The organism is Streptomyces sp. NPDC008139, from assembly GCF_042957025.1.
Classification (GTDB): Bacteria; Actinomycetota; Actinomycetes; order Streptomycetales; family Streptomycetaceae; genus Actinacidiphila.
The window spans coordinates 1-19,338 of sequence record NZ_JBIBHM010000033.1; the positions used below are offsets into that span (position 1 = coordinate 1).

Here is a 19,338-nt window from a genome sequence, read left to right on the forward strand (position 1 = left end):
TGCTGCCCGGCAGTTCGTGTCTGCCGGGCCTTGCTGATCTCGGCTACGAGAGAAACCATAACCACGCCACCCGCGAATGTCTACTCCGGCCGACACAGATTTTGCGTGTCCCGACAGGGAGATAACCTCCGGCGGCGGCAGCACCACCCTCAGCGGCACCTCCATGGCCGCACCCCACGTCACCGGGCCGCCGCCCCCGACGCTCTCCGGGCCGCGCAGAGCGGCCGACCCTACCTCCGCCGCCGCCGAAGGAAAACCTGGTGTCCTTGGCCGCCATCCCCCGACGGCGACGCCGACCTGCGGGTTTACGTGACCGCGGCCCCAGGCAGTTCCCAGATTTCTGACGTCCCGCCACGCAGAAACCGCTGCCGACAAGCCGAAGGGCCCGCTGGCCTGGCTAGTTGCCAGGCCAGCGGGCCCTTCGTGCACCGTCGTGACGACAGGATTTGAACCTCCGACCCCTTGGCCCCCAGTCGCGTAGACCGAGGGGATGCGAAGTCCATGGCGGGGACGTATGCCTCCGGCGGGGCGGGGGATCCGGGCAACGGCGGTACGGTGAGCGTCGCTTCGGACTCGGTCGCCCGGCTGACGCTGCGCCGACGTCGATGCCGTTCGGGAGGCAGTTCGACTGGCAGGCGCAGGCGTGCCAGGGCACGACCTGCTCGGCTCTGACGGCGCTTCAGGACACTCACGTCTCGCCGATGCTGGCAGCCGGGGGCGACACGCCTGGCCCTTGATGTACCGCGTCACTCCAGGAAGCACTGACCGTCGGCGCCGACCCGCCGCACCTCGCCCTGGTCTTCCACCTGTCCCACACCGCCGCGAGCCGCGACGCGGCCATCGCCCAGAGCGGACAGAGTGGACCGACACGGCTGCTGTCGAGGAGCCGCCGTTAACCAGTGGCGTCCCCGTGGACGAAGCTCATAGCTTGTGCGCTCGTGACCGATGCTCCGGAGATGCGCCCGAATCCACGCGACCTCGGCCGGGTGTTCGACGAGGCGCCGGAGCTCTACGACCGGGTCCGGCCGGGATACCCCGACGAGTTGTTCGCGCACCTTGTCGCCGTCACCGGCACGGACGACAGCTCGTCGGTGCTGGAGGTGGGCTGCGGCACCGGTCAGGCGACGCGCTCGCTGGCAGCACTCGGATGCTCAGTGACCGCCGTCGAGCCGGGCGCGGACATGGCCGCGCTCGCTCGCCAACGGATCGCGTCCTTCCGCAACGTCGAAGTCGAGACGTCGACGTTCGAGGAGTGGGACGACCGCGGCCGACGCTTCGATGCTCTCGTGGCCGCGTCGTCGTGGCACTGGGTCGACCCGTCGATCGGCTGGCAACGGGCGCACGACGTACTCCGTCCCGGAGGCTGGATGGCGCTGCTCGGCCACGTCGTTGTCCGCCGGCCGGGAGAGCCAGAGGTGTACGCCGAGACCGCCGACCTCCACGAGCAGTTCTGCCCCGGCAACCCCGACTGGGGTCATCCTCCCCTGGAGGACGACGTGCGCACCACCGACGAGGGCTGGGGCCTGGTCGATGATCCCGGAGGACTGTTCGGCCCAACGATCGTGCGCTGGTACCCGACCGTTCAATGGTTCAACGGAGACGGCTTCGCCGATCACCTTCGCTCGTTGTCGCTGTACCGGAGGCTCGACCGCGATGTCCGTGAGCCCCTGCTCGACGCGGTAGCCGAGCGCGTCCGCACGCGGATGGGCGACCGAGCATCACGCCGCTATCTGAGCGTCCTCCGGGTCGGACAGCGCGCCGAGTGAGCCACCCGCGCCGTGCGCGCGCGTGCCCGCGGATCGGCCGTGGGGGCGGAGATTCCCCATCGTCACGGCTGGGCGCGCTCCATCGGGACGGACGACTTTCTGGCCCGCCGCGTTTCCGGCACCGAGCTGCGACTGGGAGAGTCCCGCAGGCTGTTCGCCGCCCGCGCTCAGCTCCACCGCGAAGGCCGGCTCTTCGCGGAGCGCACCCCCGGTATGCGGGCCGAAGACCGCGGCCATGCCGGGGAGAATGCCAGCGAGGACGCCGAGCTGGAACGGCACCGGACCCAGGGGCGCATTATCGCGAACAGCGGGAAGACGCACGCCCCCGCATCGCGCCCCGGAGCCGCGCTGCTACGAACAGGGCGACACCGAACCGTGGAACCGGCTCCTGCCCAGCGGACCGGAACCGCCTCTCGACCTCACCGAGCACCCCGGACTCCTCGAAGCGGCACCCCCCAGGCCCTAGGGTGTGTCCGGAAAGGATCACCGGGCGGGCAGTCGGCGGGGCAGGGGGAGGATGGGGGGATGACCATCAGCTCACGCGCCCATTCGTTCAACGCGGCGGCTGACCAGTACGCGGCAAGTCGGCCTTCGTATCCTGCCGCGCTCTTCGACTCCATCGAACAGTTCACGAGCCGTCCCCTGGTGGGTGCCCGCGTCGCTGATGTCGGTGCGGGCACCGGGATCGCCACGGCTCTGCTGCGTGAGCGTGGGGCTGATGTGATCGCTGTCGAGCCGGGCGACGCGATGGCGGCTCAGTTCCACACTGTGCTCCCGGAGGTACCGATCGTGAGAGGTGACGGCAACGCCCTTCCCCTCGCGGACGCCTCCCGCGACCTCATCACCTACGCGCAGTCCTGGCAGTGGACCGACACCACGCGCTCGGTCCCGGAGGCGCTGCGGGTCCTGTGTCCGGGCGGTGCACTGGCGATCTGGTGGAACACCACCGCCTTCCACGTGCCCTGGATCCGGGAGCAGCACCAGCGGATCGCACACCACTGCGGAGTGAAGCCGACTTCCCGGGTACGTCCCGCCGACAGCGACGCCATCCGGCTCGCGGGCCTGTCAGGACTCCGGGTCGCGCGCCGCCAGGTGCGGTGGAGCCGTGTGGTTTCCCTCGACATGCACCTTGCCAACATCAGCAGCCGGTCGGCGTTTCTTGTACTCGCCGAGGACGACAGGCGTGCCTTCCTCTCCGGGGAGCGCAGGCGGTTGCGCGAGTTGTTCCCCGACGATGTGGTCGAAGAGACCTACGTGGTTGACCTGCTGGTGGCCACTCGTCCGTGACCCGGATGGCCGCAGCCGCCCGAAGCGCGCCTCGATCGGGTTCGCCCACGACGCGTTCGTCGGCGTGAAGCACACCTCGACCGTGCTCTTCGCAGCCCAGCGGCGGATCCGCCAGTTCTCGCGCGCGGACAGGTTGTCCAGGATCACGTAGATCGGGGCGCCGTCCGGGCGGGCCGCGCGGATCGACTTCAGCGCGGCCCAGGTCGGGCCGATGACCTTGCGGCGCCGGGGCCGCTGCCGCACAGGGGTCAGTCCTTGACGGCGCCCGCGGTCACCCCGGCCGCGACGTAGCGCTGGGCGAGGACGAGGAGGGCGGCGGCGGGAACGGAGGCGATGACGGCCGTGGCCATGATGGCGTTCCACTCCTGGTTGTTGTTGCCGATGTACTTGTAGATGCCGAGGGTGATGGGCCGCATGCTGCCGCCGCCGTCGAGGGTGTTGGCGAACACGAAGTCCGACCATGCCCACAGGAAGCTGAACAGCGACACGGTGACGACAGCGTTGCGGCTCACCGGCAGCACCACGGAGGTGAAAGTGCGCCATACGCTCGCGCCGTCGACTTTGGCCGCGGAGATGAGTTCGTCGGGGATGCCGGACATGAAAGCGGTGAAGATCATGGTGCCGAAAGGGACGGCGATGGTGGAGTCGGCGACGATCAGCCCCCACCAGGTGTTCATGATGCCGAGGTCGAGGAAGATGCCGTAGAAGCCCATCGCCATGACGATGCCGGGGATCATCTGGGCGATCAGCAGCAACAGGCTGACCGTGCCGGCGCCGCGCGGCCGCAGCTTCGCCATCGTGTACCCGGCGGGCGCGGACAGGACGACGGTGAGCGCGACGGTGCCGAGGCCGATGAGCAGGCTGGTGCCGAGATAGGGCAACTGGTCGTCCAGGACGGCCTGGTAACCGCTGAAGGTGGGGTGCAGCGGGAACAGGTCGGGCGGGTCCTTGCGCATGTGGTTCTGCGGGGTGAGCGAGACGTTGATCATCCAGTAGACCGGGAACAGCATGATCGCGGTGAGCACCACACCGATGACGGTGTTGCGGCGGGAACGGGCCACGGGCGACCTCATGCCACCTGCCTCCTTTGCGCGCGGATGTAGAGCAGGCCGAAGGCCAGGGCGATGAGGATGAGGATGTTGCCGACCGCGGCGCCGGGGCCGAATTCCGGTAGCAGCGAGCCGAAGCCCAGCCGGTAGGACCAGGTGGCCAGGGTGGAGGAGGAATCCCCCGGGCCGCCTTTGGTCATGATCCAGATCAGGTCGAAGACCTTGAGCGTGTAGATCAGGCCGAGCAGCACGGTGATCGCGGAGACCGGACGTAGCAGCGGGAAGGTGATCCGCCGGAACTGCTGCCATCCGCCGGCCCCGTCCAGCGCCGCCGCCTCGTACAACTCGGCGGGGATGTTCTGCAGTCCGCTGTGGAGGATGACCAGATTGAACGGGATGCCGATCCACACGTTCGCGATGATCACCGAGGTGAGGGCCCAGGACGGTGAGGTCAGCCAGTCCACCTTGCCCATGCCGATGAACCGCAGGGCGTAATTGACCACGCCGGACTCGCTGTTGAGCATCCACGACCAGGTGGAGGCGGAGACGATCAGCGGCAGCAGCCAGGGAATGAGGAAGAGGGCCCTCAGGGTGGGGGCGAGCCGGAAACTCCGATTGAAGAACACCGCGAGGGCGAGCCCGATCAGGTACTGGAAGACGATCGACACCAGGGTGAAGACCATGGTGTTGCGCAGCGCGGTGCCGAAGGTGGGGTCGTGGAGGACCTGCTGAAAGTTGTCCCAGCCGGAGAAGGGCGCACCGCCCTGGACGAAGGACCGCACGGTGTAGTGGCGCACCGACAGGTCCACGTTGCGGTAGAGCGGGTAGGCGTAGAAGGCCCCGAGATAGGCCGCGACCGGGGTCAGGAACCCCCAGGCGGCGAGCTGTGCCGACCGTCGGCCGCCGCGATCGTGCCGACCGTGGCGGGCGCCGCTCACCGCGGCGGCCCGCGGCCCGTGGGGTGTCCCGGGCGGCGCGGGCGGCGGCTGCTTCAGGCCGTCGGCGTGGGCGGTGGTCATGCGTCCTCCTGGTTCGGTTCTGCGGTGGCGGATGCCGGGGTCACAGGGAGTTCCGGTCCGCCGCCGGCGCCAGGGAGGCGGGGCCCGGCGGCGGACCGGTCCGCTGCGCCGCCGGGACGGGCGGCGGCACAGCGGGGTACGAGCCCCCGACCGGACCCGGCGCCCCGGTCGGAGTGCCGTCCCGGAACATGGCCCGGGTCAGCTCTTGTGGTTCGCCACTGCCTTCTGCGCGGCCTCCAACGCGGACTTGGGGTCCTTGCTGCCGGACAGAGCGCCCTGCACCGCGGTCCACAACTGCTCGGAGATCACCGGGTACTGGGTGCCCAGGCCGTCGCTGGTGCGCCCGCGGGCGGCGCCGACCGCGTCGACCCAGGGCTGCAACTCGGGGTCCTTACTGACCTGGTGGCTCTGCACCGCGGAGGTGGGAGCGATGTAGGACAGGGTCGTGTCGGTGGCCAGCAGATTCGGATCGCTGGTCAGGCAGGAGACGATCCTCGCCGTGGTCTTGTAGCGATCGGTGTCCTTCTGCACCGGCACGGTCACGAACTCGCCGCCGGTGGGCGCGGGGGCGGCGCCGCCGGCGCGGGCGGGAATGCTGATCACCCCGTAGGGGAAGCCCGCCTTCTCGGCGTTGGCCAGTTGCCAGGTGCCGTTCTCACCGAAGGCATACTGCCCGGTGGCGAACTCCTGCCAGCTAGTGGTCTGGGTGTTGTTCAGCACGTCGTTCGGCGCCAGGCCGTCCGAAACCCAGGTCTTCCACAGCGACAGCGCCGCCTGACCGTCGGCGCTGTCCAGCCGGGTCAGATCGCCCTTGGCGCCCCAGAACCAGGGCAGGAACTGGAAGCTGCCCTCCTCGGTGCCGATCGCGGAGAAGGTGATCCCCTTCCTGCCCGCAGCCTTGACCTTTTTCAGCGCCGCGGTCAGCGAGTCCCAGTCCTTGACGGAGGCGGGGTCGACATGTGCGGCGTCGAGCACCTTCTTGTTGTAGTAGAGGGCGAGCGTGTTGGCGCCGATCGGAATCCCGTAGGCCGAACCCGCTATGACACCGGCGCCGATGATATTCGGCTGGATCGAGGTCGTCGGGATGCCGACATCACTCATCTTGTTGAGGATCTGAGCCTGCACGAGAGTGGAGACGACGGGATTGTCCACCAGCATCACGTCCGGCGCGTTGCCCTGTTGGGCGGCCAGCAGGGCCTTGTTGCCCAGGTCCGTGGTGTCGAAGGCGGTGCGCTTGACGGTGACGCCGGCCTTGGTGCCGCACGAGGCGATCAGCTTGGCCCAGGCCGAGGACCCGTCGAACTGCGGGTAGGGGTCCCAGAAGGTGTAGGTCCCCGAGGCCGATGAGGAGGAGCCGCCTCCCGAGCCGCCGCAGGCGACGACGCCGGCCAGGGCGGTACATGCCGCAACGGCGGCGGTGGCGATGCGTGTGAGTCTCATGACGATCCTTGCTCGATGCGTGATGGTGGCAAGAACGAACGGCTGAGCTGTGCTGACGGGCGAGTGGGTGTCGCTAACGGGTGGGCAGCCACACCCGCATCGCTCCGTCCTGCCGGTTGGCCCACGCGTAGTAGGGGACGGCGGTCAGGACGAGGTCGCTGTCGGACGGCGGTGTGTCCGGGACAGCGGTTCCGCCGGCTTCCGTGGTGGTGGCATGAGCCGTGGACGCAGCGCTGCGGCGGTACGGCCACCAGCCGTCGGCGGGCGGAGTCCGCCGGTACCCGGCGGCCGTCACGGTGACGACGCCGCCGAAGAGGTCGGCCCGGCGCTCCTCGGTGAGCGCCCGGGCGGGGTCGATCACGATGTCGTCCAGACCGCCGCCAGGGTGGTCGACACCTTCCAGGCAGTACACGAGCGGGCCGCGTTCGACGGCGACGCAGCCGCGTACCGCGTCCACCCGCGCGTCGGCCTCGACCAGTCGCGGGGCGATGTCCAGATCGAGCGTCACCTCGTCGCCCGCGGTCCACCTTCGCTCCAGGCGCAACCAGCCGCCCTCCGCGACAGCGGGCCCGGTTTCCCGGCCCGCCACCGAGACCGTGTAGCCGGAGCACCACTGTGGGATGCGCAGGGACAGGGTCCACGGCCGGTCGGTCGGCCCGTCGTCCACCCTGATGGTGACCCGGCCCCTCCACGGATAGTCGGTGTGAGCGCTAACAGAAATGGGCGTGGTGCCGACGTTTCCCGTATAGCGGCCGGTGGCGTACTGGTGGAGTTGCAGACCGTCGGCGTCGGTCGAGGCCACGTAGTGCTCAAGGCTGGCCAGTAGGCGCATCGCGTTGGGCGGACAGCACGCACAGCGGAACCACGCGGTCCTGCGCGCGGATTGGTCGCCGCCGACGTCCGTGTGGCCGTCGCGCACCTGGAGCGGGTTGACGTACAGCCACCGCTCGCCGTCCAGCGAGACACCAGCGAGGAAACCGTTGAAGAGAGTGCGCTCGATCAGATCGCTGTACTTCGACTCGCCGGTCAGCAGGGCCATCCGCCAACTCCACTGCACGGACGCGACAGCGGCGCAGGTCTCGCAGTAGGCGCGCTCGTTGGGAAGCTCGTACGGGTCGCCGAAGTCCTCCTGGTCGTGATGGGCGCCGAGTCCCCCGGTGATGTGGGTCTTGGTCGCCACCATGGCCGTCCAGAGCTGCTCGCACACGGCCAGCATCTGCGCGTCGCCGGTCTCGGCGGCCAGATCGGCGGCCGCGGCGAGCAAGTAGAGCTGGCGCACCGCGTGCCCCTCGACATTCCGCTGCTCACGCAGGGGCACTCGGTCCTGGCAGTACGCCTCGCCGCCGAGCAGACCGTGCCCGTGGCGGTCGACGAAGCGGCCGGCCAGGTCCAGATAGCGGCGTTTCCCGGTCTCCCGGTAGAGCTCGACGAGTGCCGTCTCCACTTCCGGGTGACCGTCGAAACCTTCGATGGGCCCGTCCGGCCCGAAGACCGTGTCCAGGTGGTCGGCGAAGCGCACCGCCACCTCCAGCAGCTCCTTGCCGCCGGTGGTCCGGTGGTGGGCGACCGCGGCCTGGATGAGGTGGCCGGCGCAGTACAGCTCGTGGCCCCAGCGCAGGTCCTCGTAGCGGCGGCCGTCCTTGGTGACCTGGAACCAGGTGTTCAGATACCCGTCGGGCTCCTGGGCGGCGGCGACCAGGGCGGTGATCCGGTCCACCTCGGCGGCGAGTTCGACGTCGTCCGGGGTTCCCGACGGCCCGAGCTGCCAGGACGCCGCTTCGAGCCACTTGTAGACATCGGAGTCCATGAACGGGTAGTCGCCCCGGAAGGCACCCTGCGCGGTGCCCGCCGCAAGCCGCAGATTGTGGAGATTCCCCGCCGACTCCAGCAGTCGGGGCCCTTGGGGGATGCCGACCCGGGCGTTGACCTCCTGGCGGCCGTGCCAGAAACCGCCGAGGATGTCCGCCGCCGCGGCCGGGACCAGGGCGGTCCGCGCCTCGGGGCCCAGCCGGACAGGTCCGGCCGGGGCGGGCGGTGTCGGATTGCTGTGGGACATGGATCTCCCCTGAAGGTACGGTCCGCTTGAAACGGGTCGTCGCCGGGCCGCCGCGGCCGACAAGCGAAGACGCGGTCGGTGTGATGACCCGGTCGGTGCCGAAATGCGTGTGAAAAGCTTTGAGCAAACCTTTTCGTGCCCGTAACCTAGAAGTCCCGTTCAGTACCAGTCAAGCCTCGTGCAGACCCAGAATTCCCTGCCATGTAACGCTTGGGATACGAGGCCAGCCCTGGCAGGATGGATACCACCTGTAGGTGAGCAAAGGATTGTCCGTGACGGAGATCGACCGGCGCCCGACGCTGGCACGCGTGACGCTGGCCGACGTGGCCGTACTCGCGGGCGTGAGCGTGGGAACAGCGTCCAAGGCCCTCAGTGGCAACGGAAGGATGCGCCCCGAAACCCGTGACCGCGTGCTGGACGCGGCGCAGCGCCTGAACTTCCGGCCCAACGAGCAGGCCCGCGCACTGCTGGCCGGGCGCACCTGGACGGTGGGCCTGATCACCACCGACGGCATCGGCCGTTTCAGTACCCCGGTCCTGCTCGGCGCGGAGGACGCGCTCGGGGCCGGCAAGATCTCCGTGCTGCTGTGCGACACCCGTGGCGACGCCATCCGCGAACGCCACTACGTACAGACCCTCATGGCCCGCAGGGTCGACGGCATCATCGTCACCGGCCGGCGCACCGACCCCAGGCCGCCACTGCAGGGTCTGCAGGACGTGCCGACGGTGTACGCGCTCGCGCCCTCGGAGGATCCGGCGGACATGTCGGTCGCCTCCGACGACGAGGGCGGCGCACGGCTCGCCACGGAGCATCTGATCGCCTCGGGTCGGCGGCACATCGCGCATGTGTCCGGTCCCGCCCACCACGCCGCGGCGCGCCACCGGGCGGATCTCACCCAGGAACTGCTGGGCCGTGCCGGTCTTGAACTCTCCGGCGGGCACGTGTACTTCGGCGACTGGAGCGAGGCGTGGGGGCGGCGCGCGGCACGGACCATGCTGCGCACGGCGCCGGACACGGACGCCTTCTTCTGCGGGAACGACCAGATCGCCCGCGGCGTCACCGACACGCTCCGCGAGGAGGGCCGCCGCGTCCCGGACGACATCGCTGTCATCGGCTACGACAACTGGGACGTCATGGCGCTGGCCGCCCGGCCGCCGCTGACCACGGTCGACATGAATCTGGGCGAGATCGGCCGCATCGCCGCCCTGCGGCTGCTGGGCGCCATCGAGGGCAGGACCGGCGGGGGCGTCGAGACCATTGCCTGCCGGCTGATCATCCGCGAATCGGCGTGACGGCCCGGCCGGTTGCCCAGGAAATCGGGGGCAACCGGCCGGGGATGATCCTCGGCTCCGGAGCCGAGTGTCGGGCGTCAGCGTGCGGTGAGGTTCCACAGATGGTCGGCGGTTCCGTTGTCGTGCCATTGCAGGACCTGGGCACCACTGCTGGTGCTCATGTTCAGCACGCCGAGCACCAAATGGCTGTTGCTGTTGACGATCTTGTAGTAACCGGTGCCGTCGGGCACCACACTCCACAGATGGTCCGCTGTTCCGTTGTCGCCCCAGATCAGCGCGGTGCCGCCGTCCGCGGTGCCGGCGTTGGTGATGCCGAGCAGCAGGCCGCCGGCCTGATTGCGGATCTTGTACAGGCCGGAGCCGGCCGACACCAGGGTCCAGGTCTGAGTGGACGAGGAGCTGACGGTGGCCTGGTCGACCAGGGTGCCCTGGGCGGTGCCCCCGTTCTGGGTGTCCAGCGCGAGTCCGCTGTTCTTGTTGGTGATCCGGTAGTTGCCGTCGAGGGTGGTGGATCCGCCGCCCGTCCCCGGCGTGATCACCACGTGGTATCCGTCGGTGGTGTTGGTGGACACCGGGACGGTGATGGAGCCGTTGCTCACCGTGTAGGTGGACTCGGAGAGCGTGATGGGCCCGGACACCGCGGTGGTGCGGCCGCGCGACGGGGTGTACTCGACCTTCACGTGCACGGTCGAGCCGAACGCCGACAGCGAGTTGAGGCCGTTGACCTGCACGGCCGAGTCGCCGGAACCGCCACCGAAGATGACGTCGACCTCGTTGCCCGCGCTGTTGCGTGAGGCTGCTCCGTCAATGCCGGTCTGCGCGGGAGCGGTGGTGGTGAGCATCGAGCCGCTCATGTCGGCGTACCACTTGTACAGCCAGTAGGCGCCGTTGGGGCTGCCGCCCTGTCCGGTCAGCAGGTCGCCCAGCGCGCCGGACTGGTTCCAGAAGGCCAGTTCGGCGTCGTGGACGCCCAGCCGCTCGAACTTCGCGATGTAGCCGACCAGGGCGCCGGGGATGCCCACCTCGGACGGGGCCGCGTACTCCTCGATGGCGATCGGACGCGGGGTGATGCCGAGGCTCCTCTCGATGTTGGTGACGGTGGTGATGTCACCGGCGATCTTGGAGGACCTGATCAGTTCGTGCCAGGCGATGATGTCCGGCACGGTGTTGGTGGCGACGGCGTGCTGCAGGAAGTTCTGCATGTCGCTGATGTTGTCCGAGAAGCTCGGCCCCTGGATCGGTGTCGTGGCGTCCTTGGACCGGATCTCGCGGTAGGTCGTGGTCCAGAAGTCCTCGAACGAGCCGTTCTGGGAGAGCCAGGTGCCGTCGGCCTCGTTCCACGGCGCGTACGCGGCGAGGTTGGTGATACCCGACGCCTTGGTCTGCGCGATCTGGTCGTCGACGACGCTCAGCCAGTTGCTCCAGTTGAACTGGTACGGCCAGCCCGCGTAGTAGTCCGACAGCCGGTTGACGACCTTCGCACCGGCCCGTGCCGCCTTCGGGGCCACGGTGAGGATGTCACCGGTTCCCTGCTGGTGGCCGCCCTGGGGTTTCTGGACGAAGGTGTTCGGCTTGATCGCCTGCACCAGGCTGTCGGACGGCGTGTTGGCGTTCGCGAGGCCGTAGAGCGAGCCGGTCGCGACGTGCGTGACCGGCCGCAGCACCTGGTTGGCGTTGACCACAAGGGTGGTGGACGGAGTGGGTGCGGCTTGGGCGGACGTGCCGACGAGCACGGCCGCGGCCGCGGTCAGTGCCGCGGCTCCCAGTCCGGCGGCGCGGCACAGTGGCCGTCCGGGCTGGAGATGCGCGAATCCACGCATGGCGAATAGCCCTCCTCAGAGTTGGGATGAACTGTGGGGCAGCCGATGACGCCCTGGCCGAACGGTGCCGTCCGTCCTACGGCACCCGTGTCGACCTGCGTACGGCGAGAGAACGTTGCTCAGTAGAGCAAACGATTTTCCGCGCACACCGTAGGAGTGTTCCCAGACCGGGTCAAGGGACCCTGCGCAAACTTTCGCTGTGCTGCGCGACGTCGGCGTCGTGACATCACGTTCACGCCGGACTCCTCTGCGAGAGCCTGCGAACCGGTTCGCAGGGCGTGCGATCGCAGCGGTGTGTTCGGCGCCGGGTGACGGTGTCGGAATCCGGTGAATGACCGGGTACAGCGGTCTTGACGGGCGATTGGGATCGCTCTACGTTCGCACTCGAACCGATTCGCATGATTGGTCCACCCGGGACAGTCCCCCGTCCTCGCGACGGGTGTTCGTGTCGGCGCCCTTTCCGTGGGGGCGGGCACGAAACAACAGGGGAGCAGATGCCATGAGCAGAGAAATCCGGCGGAGGATCGCTGTCGCATCGCTGGCCTCGGTGGTCGTGGCGTCAGCCGTCACCGCATGCGGGTCGTCCTCGGACGGTGCCTCAGGTGCGTCCGCGGACGGCGGCACGTATACCGTGTGGGACCCGTACCCGCAGTTCGACGCCGGCTCCGCGTGGGTGAAGCTGCTGGAGAGCTGCGGCAGCCGGGCCGGGGTGAGGGTCAAGCGGACAAGCTTCGACACCACCGACCTCACCAACAAGACCCTGCTCGCGGCGCAGCAGAGCAACTCCCCGGACGTACTGATCGTGGACAACCCGGTCGTGTCCACGCTCGCCGACGCCGGTGTCCTCACCAGCACCGACGAGAACAAGATCGACACTTCCGAGGCGGAGCCCAATCTGCTCGCGGCGGGCCAGAGCGGTGGCAAGACGTACGGCACGCCCATCGGGGCGAACACCCTGGCGCTGTACTACAACAAGGACGTACTCAAGGCTGCCGGTGTGGATCCCGCGTCGATCAAGGACTGGGCGACGCTCACCGCGACGCTGGCCAAGGTCAAGGCGACGGGCAACAAGGGCATCACGTTCTCGGCGATCGGCACCGAGGAGGGCAGTTTCCAGTTCCTGCCCTGGTTCTGGGGCTCCGGCGCGAAGCTGACCGACCTGGACTCGCCGCAGGCCGTCTCCGCGGTGTCGCTGTGGTCGGACTGGCTGAAGAAGGGCTACGCCCCGAATTCCGTCATCAACAACACCCAGACCACAAGCTGGCAGGAGTTCGCCACCGGGAAGTTCGCCTTCGCGGAAAACGGCACATGGCAGCTCGCCAACGCCAAGAAGACCGGTTTCGGGTACGGCACGACAGCGATTCCGGCCTCTTCGGCCGGCACGGCGCCCGCGCCGACCGGCGGGGAGTTCGTGACGGTGCCGGTACAGAAGAACGCCGGCCGTTACGCCGCGTCCGAAAAGATCGTCTCGTGCCTCACCAACTCGAAGAACCTCCTGGCCACCGACACGACCCTGTCGTACATCGGGCCGACCAAGACGGTCCAGGCCCAGCAGACCGCCCGGAGCGCGGAGCTGAAGGTATGGGTGCAGGCCGTGCAAGCGGCCAAGGGGCGGACCAGCGACGACCTCGGCACGAAGTACCCCAAGATCTCTGAGGAGTTGTGGGGTGCGATGCAGGCGGCTCTGACCGGCGCGAAGTCGCCGCAGGACGCGCTCTCCGCGGCGCAGTCCGCCGTCTCCCGGTAGTGCCCCGGCTGCGGCCCCGGCCACGACGCGCGGGGCCTGCTCACCTTGAAGGACAAGACCGCCGATGAACACCACCGCACACGCGCCGGCCGCCTCATCCGCTTCCGGCGAGGCCGCCCCGGCCGGCGCCACGCCGACACGCGGCGCGGGTATGCGAAGGCCGCGGCGCGGGAGTCACTCCTCGCAATGGGCCGCATGGGCCTTCCTCGCCCCGGTCGTGCTCTACCTGGGTCTCTTCTACGGCTATCCGCTGTACCGCAACGTCGATCTGTCGCTGCGCGCCTACACGGTGCGCTCGTTCGTCCAGGGTGGCGCCCCCTTCACGGGCCTGGAGAACTACCGGAAGGTCTTCGACGATCCGACCTTCACACCGGCCTTGGTGCACACGGTGCTCTTCACCGCCGTCTCCCTGATGTTCCAGTACGCGACAGGGCTGGCGCTCGCGGTGTTCTTCGCGCAGCACTTCCGGCTGTCGGCGACGTTGCGGGCCCTGTTCCTCGTGCCGTGGCTGTTGCCGCTGATCGTGTCGGCCTCGACCTGGTCGTGGATGTTCAACAGCGACTCCGGCATCGTCAACACCGCGCTCGGCTGGACCGGCATCGGATCGGTGAACTGGCTCACCTCGCCGTCGTGGTCGCTGACGTCGGTGATCATCGCCAACGTCTGGATCGGAATCCCCTTCAACCTGGTCGTCCTGTACAGCGGGCTGCAGGCGATCCCCGCGGCTCTGTACGAGGCGGCCGCGCTGGACGGCGCGAACGCCTGGCAGCGGTTCCGGCGGATCACCTTCCCGCTCCTGAAACCCGTCTCCGCGATCACCCTGCTGCTCGGTCTGGTCTACACGCTCAAGGTCTTCGACATCATCTGGATCATGACCAGGGGCGGGCCGACCGACTCGTCGACTACTTTCGCCACCTGGTCCTACCGACTGGGCTTCGGCAATCTGCTGCCGGAGTTCGGCCCCGGGGCCGCCGTCGGCAATGTTCTGGTGCTGATCGCCCTGGTCTTCGGGCTGGTCTACATCCGCACGCAGCGAAAGCAGGCCGAATCATGAGCGTCGCCGGTCATGCCGCTTCCCGGACCGCGGCCCACGCGCCGCGGCGGAGCACCTGGTGGAAGACGGCGCTGGGTCTGCTCTTCACCGTGGTGATGCTCTTCCCCGTGTACTGGATGGTCAACGTCTCGTTCACCCGTGACCAGGACATGCGCCTCGCTGCCGGCGGCCCTCATCCTCATCCTCGTCCTCGCCCAGCGCTATATCGCCGCCGGCGTCACCGCCGGCGCGGTCAAGGACTGAGCCGCTCGCTGCGATCAGACGTCCGCCCCGACACCGCCGCGCCCTCCCCCAAGGATCGAGTTTCCGCCGATGCCCGTCATCCCCAACGGCCCCGCCTTCAGCATTCAAGAGATACCGTTCAGCCATTACGGGTCCTGGTTCAACGTCTCGGCGGTCATCGCCCAGCACACCATGGACCGCGATCTGCATCTGGTCTCCCATCAGAACGGCATGCACCCCGTCCTGCGCTTCGTGCCGCTCCAGCCCGGCAGCGGTGACCGTGCGCGGACCGCTTGGGACGCCACCCCCGCGACACTGACCTGGCGCCACGACAACGGACGGATCAACCTCGCCTACGACACCGCCGACACCGTGCGGCTGCGGGGAGACCATCTCGATCTGATGATCGTCCCGGCGGTCTCGGAGCTGACACCTTTCAGCGGCACCTATTTCTACCGCGATCCCGTCGACAATTCGTACCAGTTCACGTCGTACGAGACCGGACGCCGCTACCGGATCACGACCCTGGCGGGCGCTGTGGCGGCCCCGGCGGGGCTGGAGGGCCTGGGCGGTGTCGCCCGTCGGCTCACCCTGTCCGGCTCGCACGGCTGGGAAGCGGCGATCGAGGAGATCGACAACGCCCGGTCGCCCCATGTCGCCTCCCATGACTTCGGCACCGTGGTGGACCGCGCCGACCGGGCGTTCCGGGACTTCACGGACGCCGTGGCCGGCCCGCCCGCCGACCGGGCCCCGGCCGCCGAACCGGCCGCCTACGTGCTGTGGTCCGCCACGGTCCGCCCCGCGGGGTTCCTGCGCCGGCCCGCGGTGCTGATGTCCAAGCACTGGATGGACAAGGTGTGGAGCTGGGACCACTGCTTCAACGCACTCGCGCTCGCCCCCGGGCTGCCCGACCTCGCCTGGCACCAGTTCCAACTGCCGTTCGACCACCAGGACGAGAGCGGAGCACTGCCCGATTCCGTCACCCACTCGGAAGTGCTCTACAACTTCGTCAAGCCGCCGATCCACGGCTGGGCCCTGCGCCGGCTGCGCGAGCGTCTGCCACGCTCACCGGAAACCGACGAGTTGCGCGAGACCTACCGGCGGCTCAAGCGATGGACGGACTACTGGCTGGTGTCACGCACCGCGCCGGGCCAGGCACTGCCGCACTACCAGCACGGCAACGACAGCGGCTGGGACAACGCCACCACCTTCGACGCCGCGCGCGTCCTGATCACGGCCGACCTCGCCTCCTTCCTCGTCCTCCAACTCGCCGAACTGGCGGAGCTGGCCAAGGAATTGGGCTACGCCGATGACGCGGACCGCCATCTGCGCGCCGCCGACCGGGTCCAGGACGCGATGCTCGACCGGCTCTGGGCCGCGGGCCGCTTCCGCGGTCTCTCACCACGGACGGGGCAGGTGTCCACCAGCCAAAGCCTGCTGGACCTGGTGCCGATCGTCCTGGGGAACCGGCTGCCGCGCGAGGTGAGCGACCGGCTCGCCGACCGCATCGCCTCCCACCTCACCCCGTACGGCCTCGCCACGGAGCACCCCGACTCGCCGCACTACGAATCCGACGGCTACTGGCGCGGTCCGATTTGGGCGCCGTCGACCATCCTGATCGAGGACGGACTGCGCCGCACCGGTCACAGCGGTCTCGCCGACGAGATCAGCAGCCGTTTCCGCGCGTTGTGCGAACGGTCCGGTTTCGCCGAGAACTTCGACGCCCTCACCGGTGAGGGGCTGCGGGACCGGGCGTACACCTGGACCGCCAGCAGTTACCTGCTGCTCGCCGACGACCTCCACCGGCGGGACTCGGGCGCCGCCCCCAGCGGTCACGCCGACATGTGAGGCGGCGGAGGTTCAGACATGGGATGTCCTGTTAGGGTGGCCCCGCCGGGAGCGGGGGAACGGGGCAGACCGATGTCGCTGACAGACATGGCCATCACACGGATCAGGGACCTCGTCCGGTCCGGCGAGCTGCCCCCGGGAGCGAAGCTGCCACCGGAGCAGCGACTGGCATCGCAACTGGGCATCTCGCGCAATCTGACGCGTGAGGCGGTCAAAACCCTCGTGGTCGCCCGCGTTCTGGAGATCAGACGGGGTGACGGCACCTATGTGACGAGCCTGGAGCCGGCGCTGCTGCTGCAGGGTCTGGGCTCGGCGGTGGAGCTGCTGCGCGGTGAGACCCTGCTGGAACTGACCGAGGTCCGCAGGCTGTTCGAGCCGGTCGCCACGGGGCTGGCCGCGAGCCGTATCTCTGCGGACTCCCTCGCCCAGGTCACGTACCACCTGGACGCGATGATCGAGGCCCGCGACGACGTGGAGCTTCTCAACGTGCATGACGCCGCCTTCCACCGTGCTGTTGTCGCGGCGGCGGGGAACAGCACTCTGACCACGCTGCTGGAGGGAATCTCCAGCCGCACGGTGCGTGCCCGGGTCTGGCGGGGCCTGGTCGACGGCGACGCCGGCGACCGTACGATCGCCGAGCACAGGGCGATCCACGCCGCGCTCGCCGCCGGGGATTCCGCCCTGGCCGAAGCCGCCGCGCTCCTCCACGTGCACACCACCGAGCAGTGGCTGCGTGACCACGTGGAGCACGACGCCCCGTAGCGGGGAGATGACGTGCGCTCACCTCGTCCTGTGGGCCGGCCTGTCCGGCCGGCCGGGACTTCAGGCAATGCCTGCACGGGTATGGACATCGGCCGGTATCCAGCCTGTAAATTCATCCCATGTCGCCGAGTGCGGCTCATGGTCCGCCCCTGAAGGGGGTGCTCCGGGAGCCGAGCGATCCTCCTTGCCGTCCAACAGGAGGGATCAACTCAACCGTCCGACGTTAGCGCTAACAAATGTACTCGCTCGCCCGCACGGACGCAGGTGTCGGCGTGAGCGAGCACCGCACTCCCTGTCTCCTCCCCCCACATCATCAAGGAACAGACAATGGAGTCTTCATCCGTTCCGCCCCGAACGACCGCGGCCCGTGGACAACGCTCCCCGACGACCGTCGTCCTGAGCGTGATGGCCCTGCTGGCCACGATGCTCGTGACCGCGCTGACCTGGTCGACGTCCGCCTCGGCGGTCGCCGCGCCCCTGGTGGGTTCGGCGTCCGGCCGATGTCTGGATGTCAAGGGCAACACCGACGCGACAGGTTCGACGCTGCAGCTCTGGGACTGCAACGGCCAGGCGAACCAGGCGTTCGAGTTCACCTCGGCGGGTGAGCTGAGGACAATGAACGGCACCCGCTGCGTGGACGCCTCCAACGCCGGGACATCGCCGGGAACCGCGGTCATCATCTGGACCTGCAACGGCCAGTCCAACCAGTCGTGGCGCCAGAACTCCGACGGTTCGATCACCGGGGTCCAGTCCGGTCTGTGCCTGGACGCCAACGGTGCGGGCACGGCCAACGGCACAGCCGTCGTCCTGTGGACGTGCAACGGCCAGAGCAACCAGAAGTGGAGCACGTCCACCACCACTCCGCCCCCGGCAGGCGGCTCCGGCCCGTGCGACATCTACGCCGCGGGCGGTACGCCCTGCGTGGCCGCGCACAGCACGGTACGCGCGCTGTACAGCTCCTATTCGGGCAGGCTGTACGAGGTCAGGCGCTCGTCCGACAGCTCGACCAGGGACATAGGGGTCCTCGCCGCCGGGGGTTTCGTCAACGCCGCGGCGCAGGACTCGTTCTGCTCGGGCACCTCTTGTGTCATCACGGCCGTGTACGACCAGTCCGGCCACGGCAACGACCTGTGGTACCAGGGATCGGCCCAGGTGCCGGGATCGAGCCAGAGCAGCCCCGCCAACGCCACCACCGAGTCGCTGACGGCGGGCGGCACCAAGGCGTACTCGCTGTACATCAACCCCGGCAACAGCTACTGGAGGGACGGCCACCTCACGGGCGTGCCCACGGGAGCCGCGCCGGAGGGCGCCTACATGGTGACCAGCGGCACCCACGTGAACGGCGGTTGCTGCTTCGACTACGGCAACAGCGAGACGACCAGGAAAGCGGACGCGGCCGGCGCCATGGACGCGATCAACTTCGGCAAGCAGTGCTGGTTCGGCGGCTGCTCGGGCAGCGGCCCGTGGGTGCAGGCCGATCTCGAATGGGGTCTGTACCCCGGGGGCAGCCAGTCCTGGAACACCAACCAGCGAGCCTTCACCAGCAAGTTCGTCACCGCGATGCTGAAGAACAACGGTGCGACGAGATTCGCGCTCAAGGGCGCGAACGCGCAGTCGGGTGGCCTCAGCACGCTGTGGGACGGGGCTCTGCCAAGCGGCTACAGCCCGATGAAGAAACAAGGGGCGATCGTGCTCGGCAGCGGCGGCGACTGCTGCAAGCCGGGCGGCGGCGCCAATCTCAGCGCGGGCACCTTCTACGAAGGAGCCATCGTGGCCGGCTATCCGTCCGACGCCACGGACAACGCGGTGCAATCCAACATCACCGCGGCGGGTTATCGCTGAGTTCTGTACCCAGGTGGGGTGAGTGGTGGGGGGGGGGGGCGCCCCGGGGCCACCCCAAAAACAACCACAAACACCAAAAAGCCCAACAGGCGGATTATAAATTGGCGAGACAACGCCCGCGCCCCCCGCCCGCG

The 19,338-nt window shown here is 68.8% G+C and carries 14 protein-coding genes and 1 pseudogene; 8 read left to right on the plus strand and 7 right to left on the minus strand.

What is annotated here, in order from left to right; genetic code table 11:
* Positions 1 to 938: 938 nt before the first annotated feature.
* Positions 939 to 1,766 carry a methyltransferase domain-containing protein gene (locus ACFZBB_RS34550; RefSeq protein ID WP_391131153.1) on the plus strand — a complete coding sequence of 276 codons (828 nt, stop codon included), beginning with the start codon at positions 939 to 941 and terminating at the stop codon, positions 1,764 to 1,766.
* 525 nt (positions 1,767 to 2,291) lie between these two features.
* Complete coding sequence (locus tag ACFZBB_RS34555) at positions 2,292 to 3,053, plus strand: methyltransferase domain-containing protein (protein ID WP_391131156.1); 762 nt, start codon at positions 2,292 to 2,294, stop codon at positions 3,051 to 3,053.
* Here ACFZBB_RS34555 and ACFZBB_RS34560 read toward each other — a convergent pair.
* From ACFZBB_RS34560 to ACFZBB_RS34580, 5 genes and pseudogenes are all read right to left on the minus strand, one after another.
* Positions 3,036 to 3,281: pseudogene (locus ACFZBB_RS34560) on the minus strand (transposase); the annotation flags it as partial. The gene ACFZBB_RS34555 and the pseudogene ACFZBB_RS34560 overlap by 18 nt on opposite strands.
* A 20-nt stretch (positions 3,282 to 3,301) precedes the next feature.
* Positions 3,302 to 4,126: an ABC transporter permease subunit gene (locus ACFZBB_RS34565; protein WP_391131159.1), complete on the minus strand. Its 825-nt coding sequence runs from the start codon at positions 4,124 to 4,126 to the stop codon at positions 3,302 to 3,304.
* Positions 4,123 to 5,121, minus strand: a complete 999-nt coding sequence (locus ACFZBB_RS34570; RefSeq protein WP_391131162.1) for an ABC transporter permease subunit — start codon at positions 5,119 to 5,121, stop codon at positions 4,123 to 4,125. The genes ACFZBB_RS34565 and ACFZBB_RS34570 overlap by 4 nt, the downstream gene beginning before the upstream one ends.
* A gap of 198 nt (positions 5,122 to 5,319) precedes the next feature.
* Positions 5,320 to 6,561, minus strand: a complete 1,242-nt coding sequence (locus ACFZBB_RS34575) for an extracellular solute-binding protein (protein ID WP_391131165.1) — start codon at positions 6,559 to 6,561, stop codon at positions 5,320 to 5,322.
* A gap of 73 nt (positions 6,562 to 6,634) precedes the next feature.
* Entirely contained in the window at positions 6,635 to 8,617 is a 1,983-nt protein-coding gene (locus ACFZBB_RS34580) for a beta-L-arabinofuranosidase domain-containing protein (protein WP_391131168.1), read from the minus strand.
* Between the two features lie 272 nt (positions 8,618 to 8,889).
* On the opposite strand from ACFZBB_RS34580, the gene ACFZBB_RS34585 reads away from it, so the two are divergent.
* Positions 8,890 to 9,909, plus strand: coding sequence for a substrate-binding domain-containing protein (locus tag ACFZBB_RS34585; RefSeq protein ID WP_391131170.1), 1,020 nt, complete (start codon positions 8,890 to 8,892; stop codon positions 9,907 to 9,909).
* A 77-nt stretch (positions 9,910 to 9,986) separates the two neighbouring features.
* Here the strand turns inward: ACFZBB_RS34585 and ACFZBB_RS34590 are convergent, their stop codons facing one another.
* Positions 9,987 to 11,729: an RICIN domain-containing protein gene (locus tag ACFZBB_RS34590; protein WP_391131172.1), complete on the minus strand. Its 1,743-nt coding sequence runs from the start codon at positions 11,727 to 11,729 to the stop codon at positions 9,987 to 9,989.
* 499 nt (positions 11,730 to 12,228) lie between these two features.
* On the opposite strand from ACFZBB_RS34590, the gene ACFZBB_RS34595 reads away from it, so the two are divergent.
* Together ACFZBB_RS34595 and ACFZBB_RS34600 are read left to right on the plus strand one after the other, a co-directional pair.
* Positions 12,229 to 13,476, plus strand: coding sequence for an extracellular solute-binding protein (locus ACFZBB_RS34595; RefSeq protein ID WP_391131175.1), 1,248 nt, complete (start codon positions 12,229 to 12,231; stop codon positions 13,474 to 13,476).
* Positions 13,477 to 13,540: 64 nt separating this feature from the next.
* Positions 13,541 to 14,530, plus strand: a complete 990-nt coding sequence (locus ACFZBB_RS34600) for an ABC transporter permease subunit (protein ID WP_391131178.1) — start codon at positions 13,541 to 13,543, stop codon at positions 14,528 to 14,530.
* Between the two features lie 10 nt (positions 14,531 to 14,540).
* Here the strand turns inward: ACFZBB_RS34600 and ACFZBB_RS34605 are convergent, their stop codons facing one another.
* Positions 14,541 to 14,666, minus strand: coding sequence for a hypothetical protein (locus ACFZBB_RS34605; protein WP_391131190.1), 126 nt, complete (start codon positions 14,664 to 14,666; stop codon positions 14,541 to 14,543).
* Between the two features lie 176 nt (positions 14,667 to 14,842).
* On the opposite strand from ACFZBB_RS34605, the gene ACFZBB_RS34610 reads away from it, so the two are divergent.
* The 3 genes from ACFZBB_RS34610 to ACFZBB_RS34620 all read left to right on the plus strand — a co-directional run bounded on the left by ACFZBB_RS34610 (position 14,843) and on the right by ACFZBB_RS34620 (position 19,204).
* Positions 14,843 to 16,600 (plus strand): trehalase family glycosidase, encoded by a 1,758-nt coding sequence (locus ACFZBB_RS34610; protein ID WP_391131181.1) that lies wholly within the window; start codon positions 14,843 to 14,845, stop codon positions 16,598 to 16,600.
* Between the two features lie 72 nt (positions 16,601 to 16,672).
* Positions 16,673 to 17,362 carry an FCD domain-containing protein gene (locus tag ACFZBB_RS34615; RefSeq protein WP_391131184.1) on the plus strand — a complete coding sequence of 230 codons (690 nt, stop codon included), beginning with the start codon at positions 16,673 to 16,675 and terminating at the stop codon, positions 17,360 to 17,362.
* Positions 17,363 to 17,767: 405 nt separating this feature from the next.
* Positions 17,768 to 19,204, plus strand: a complete 1,437-nt coding sequence (locus ACFZBB_RS34620) for an arabinofuranosidase catalytic domain-containing protein (protein ID WP_391131187.1) — start codon at positions 17,768 to 17,770, stop codon at positions 19,202 to 19,204.
* Positions 19,205 to 19,338: the final 134 nt, after the last annotated feature.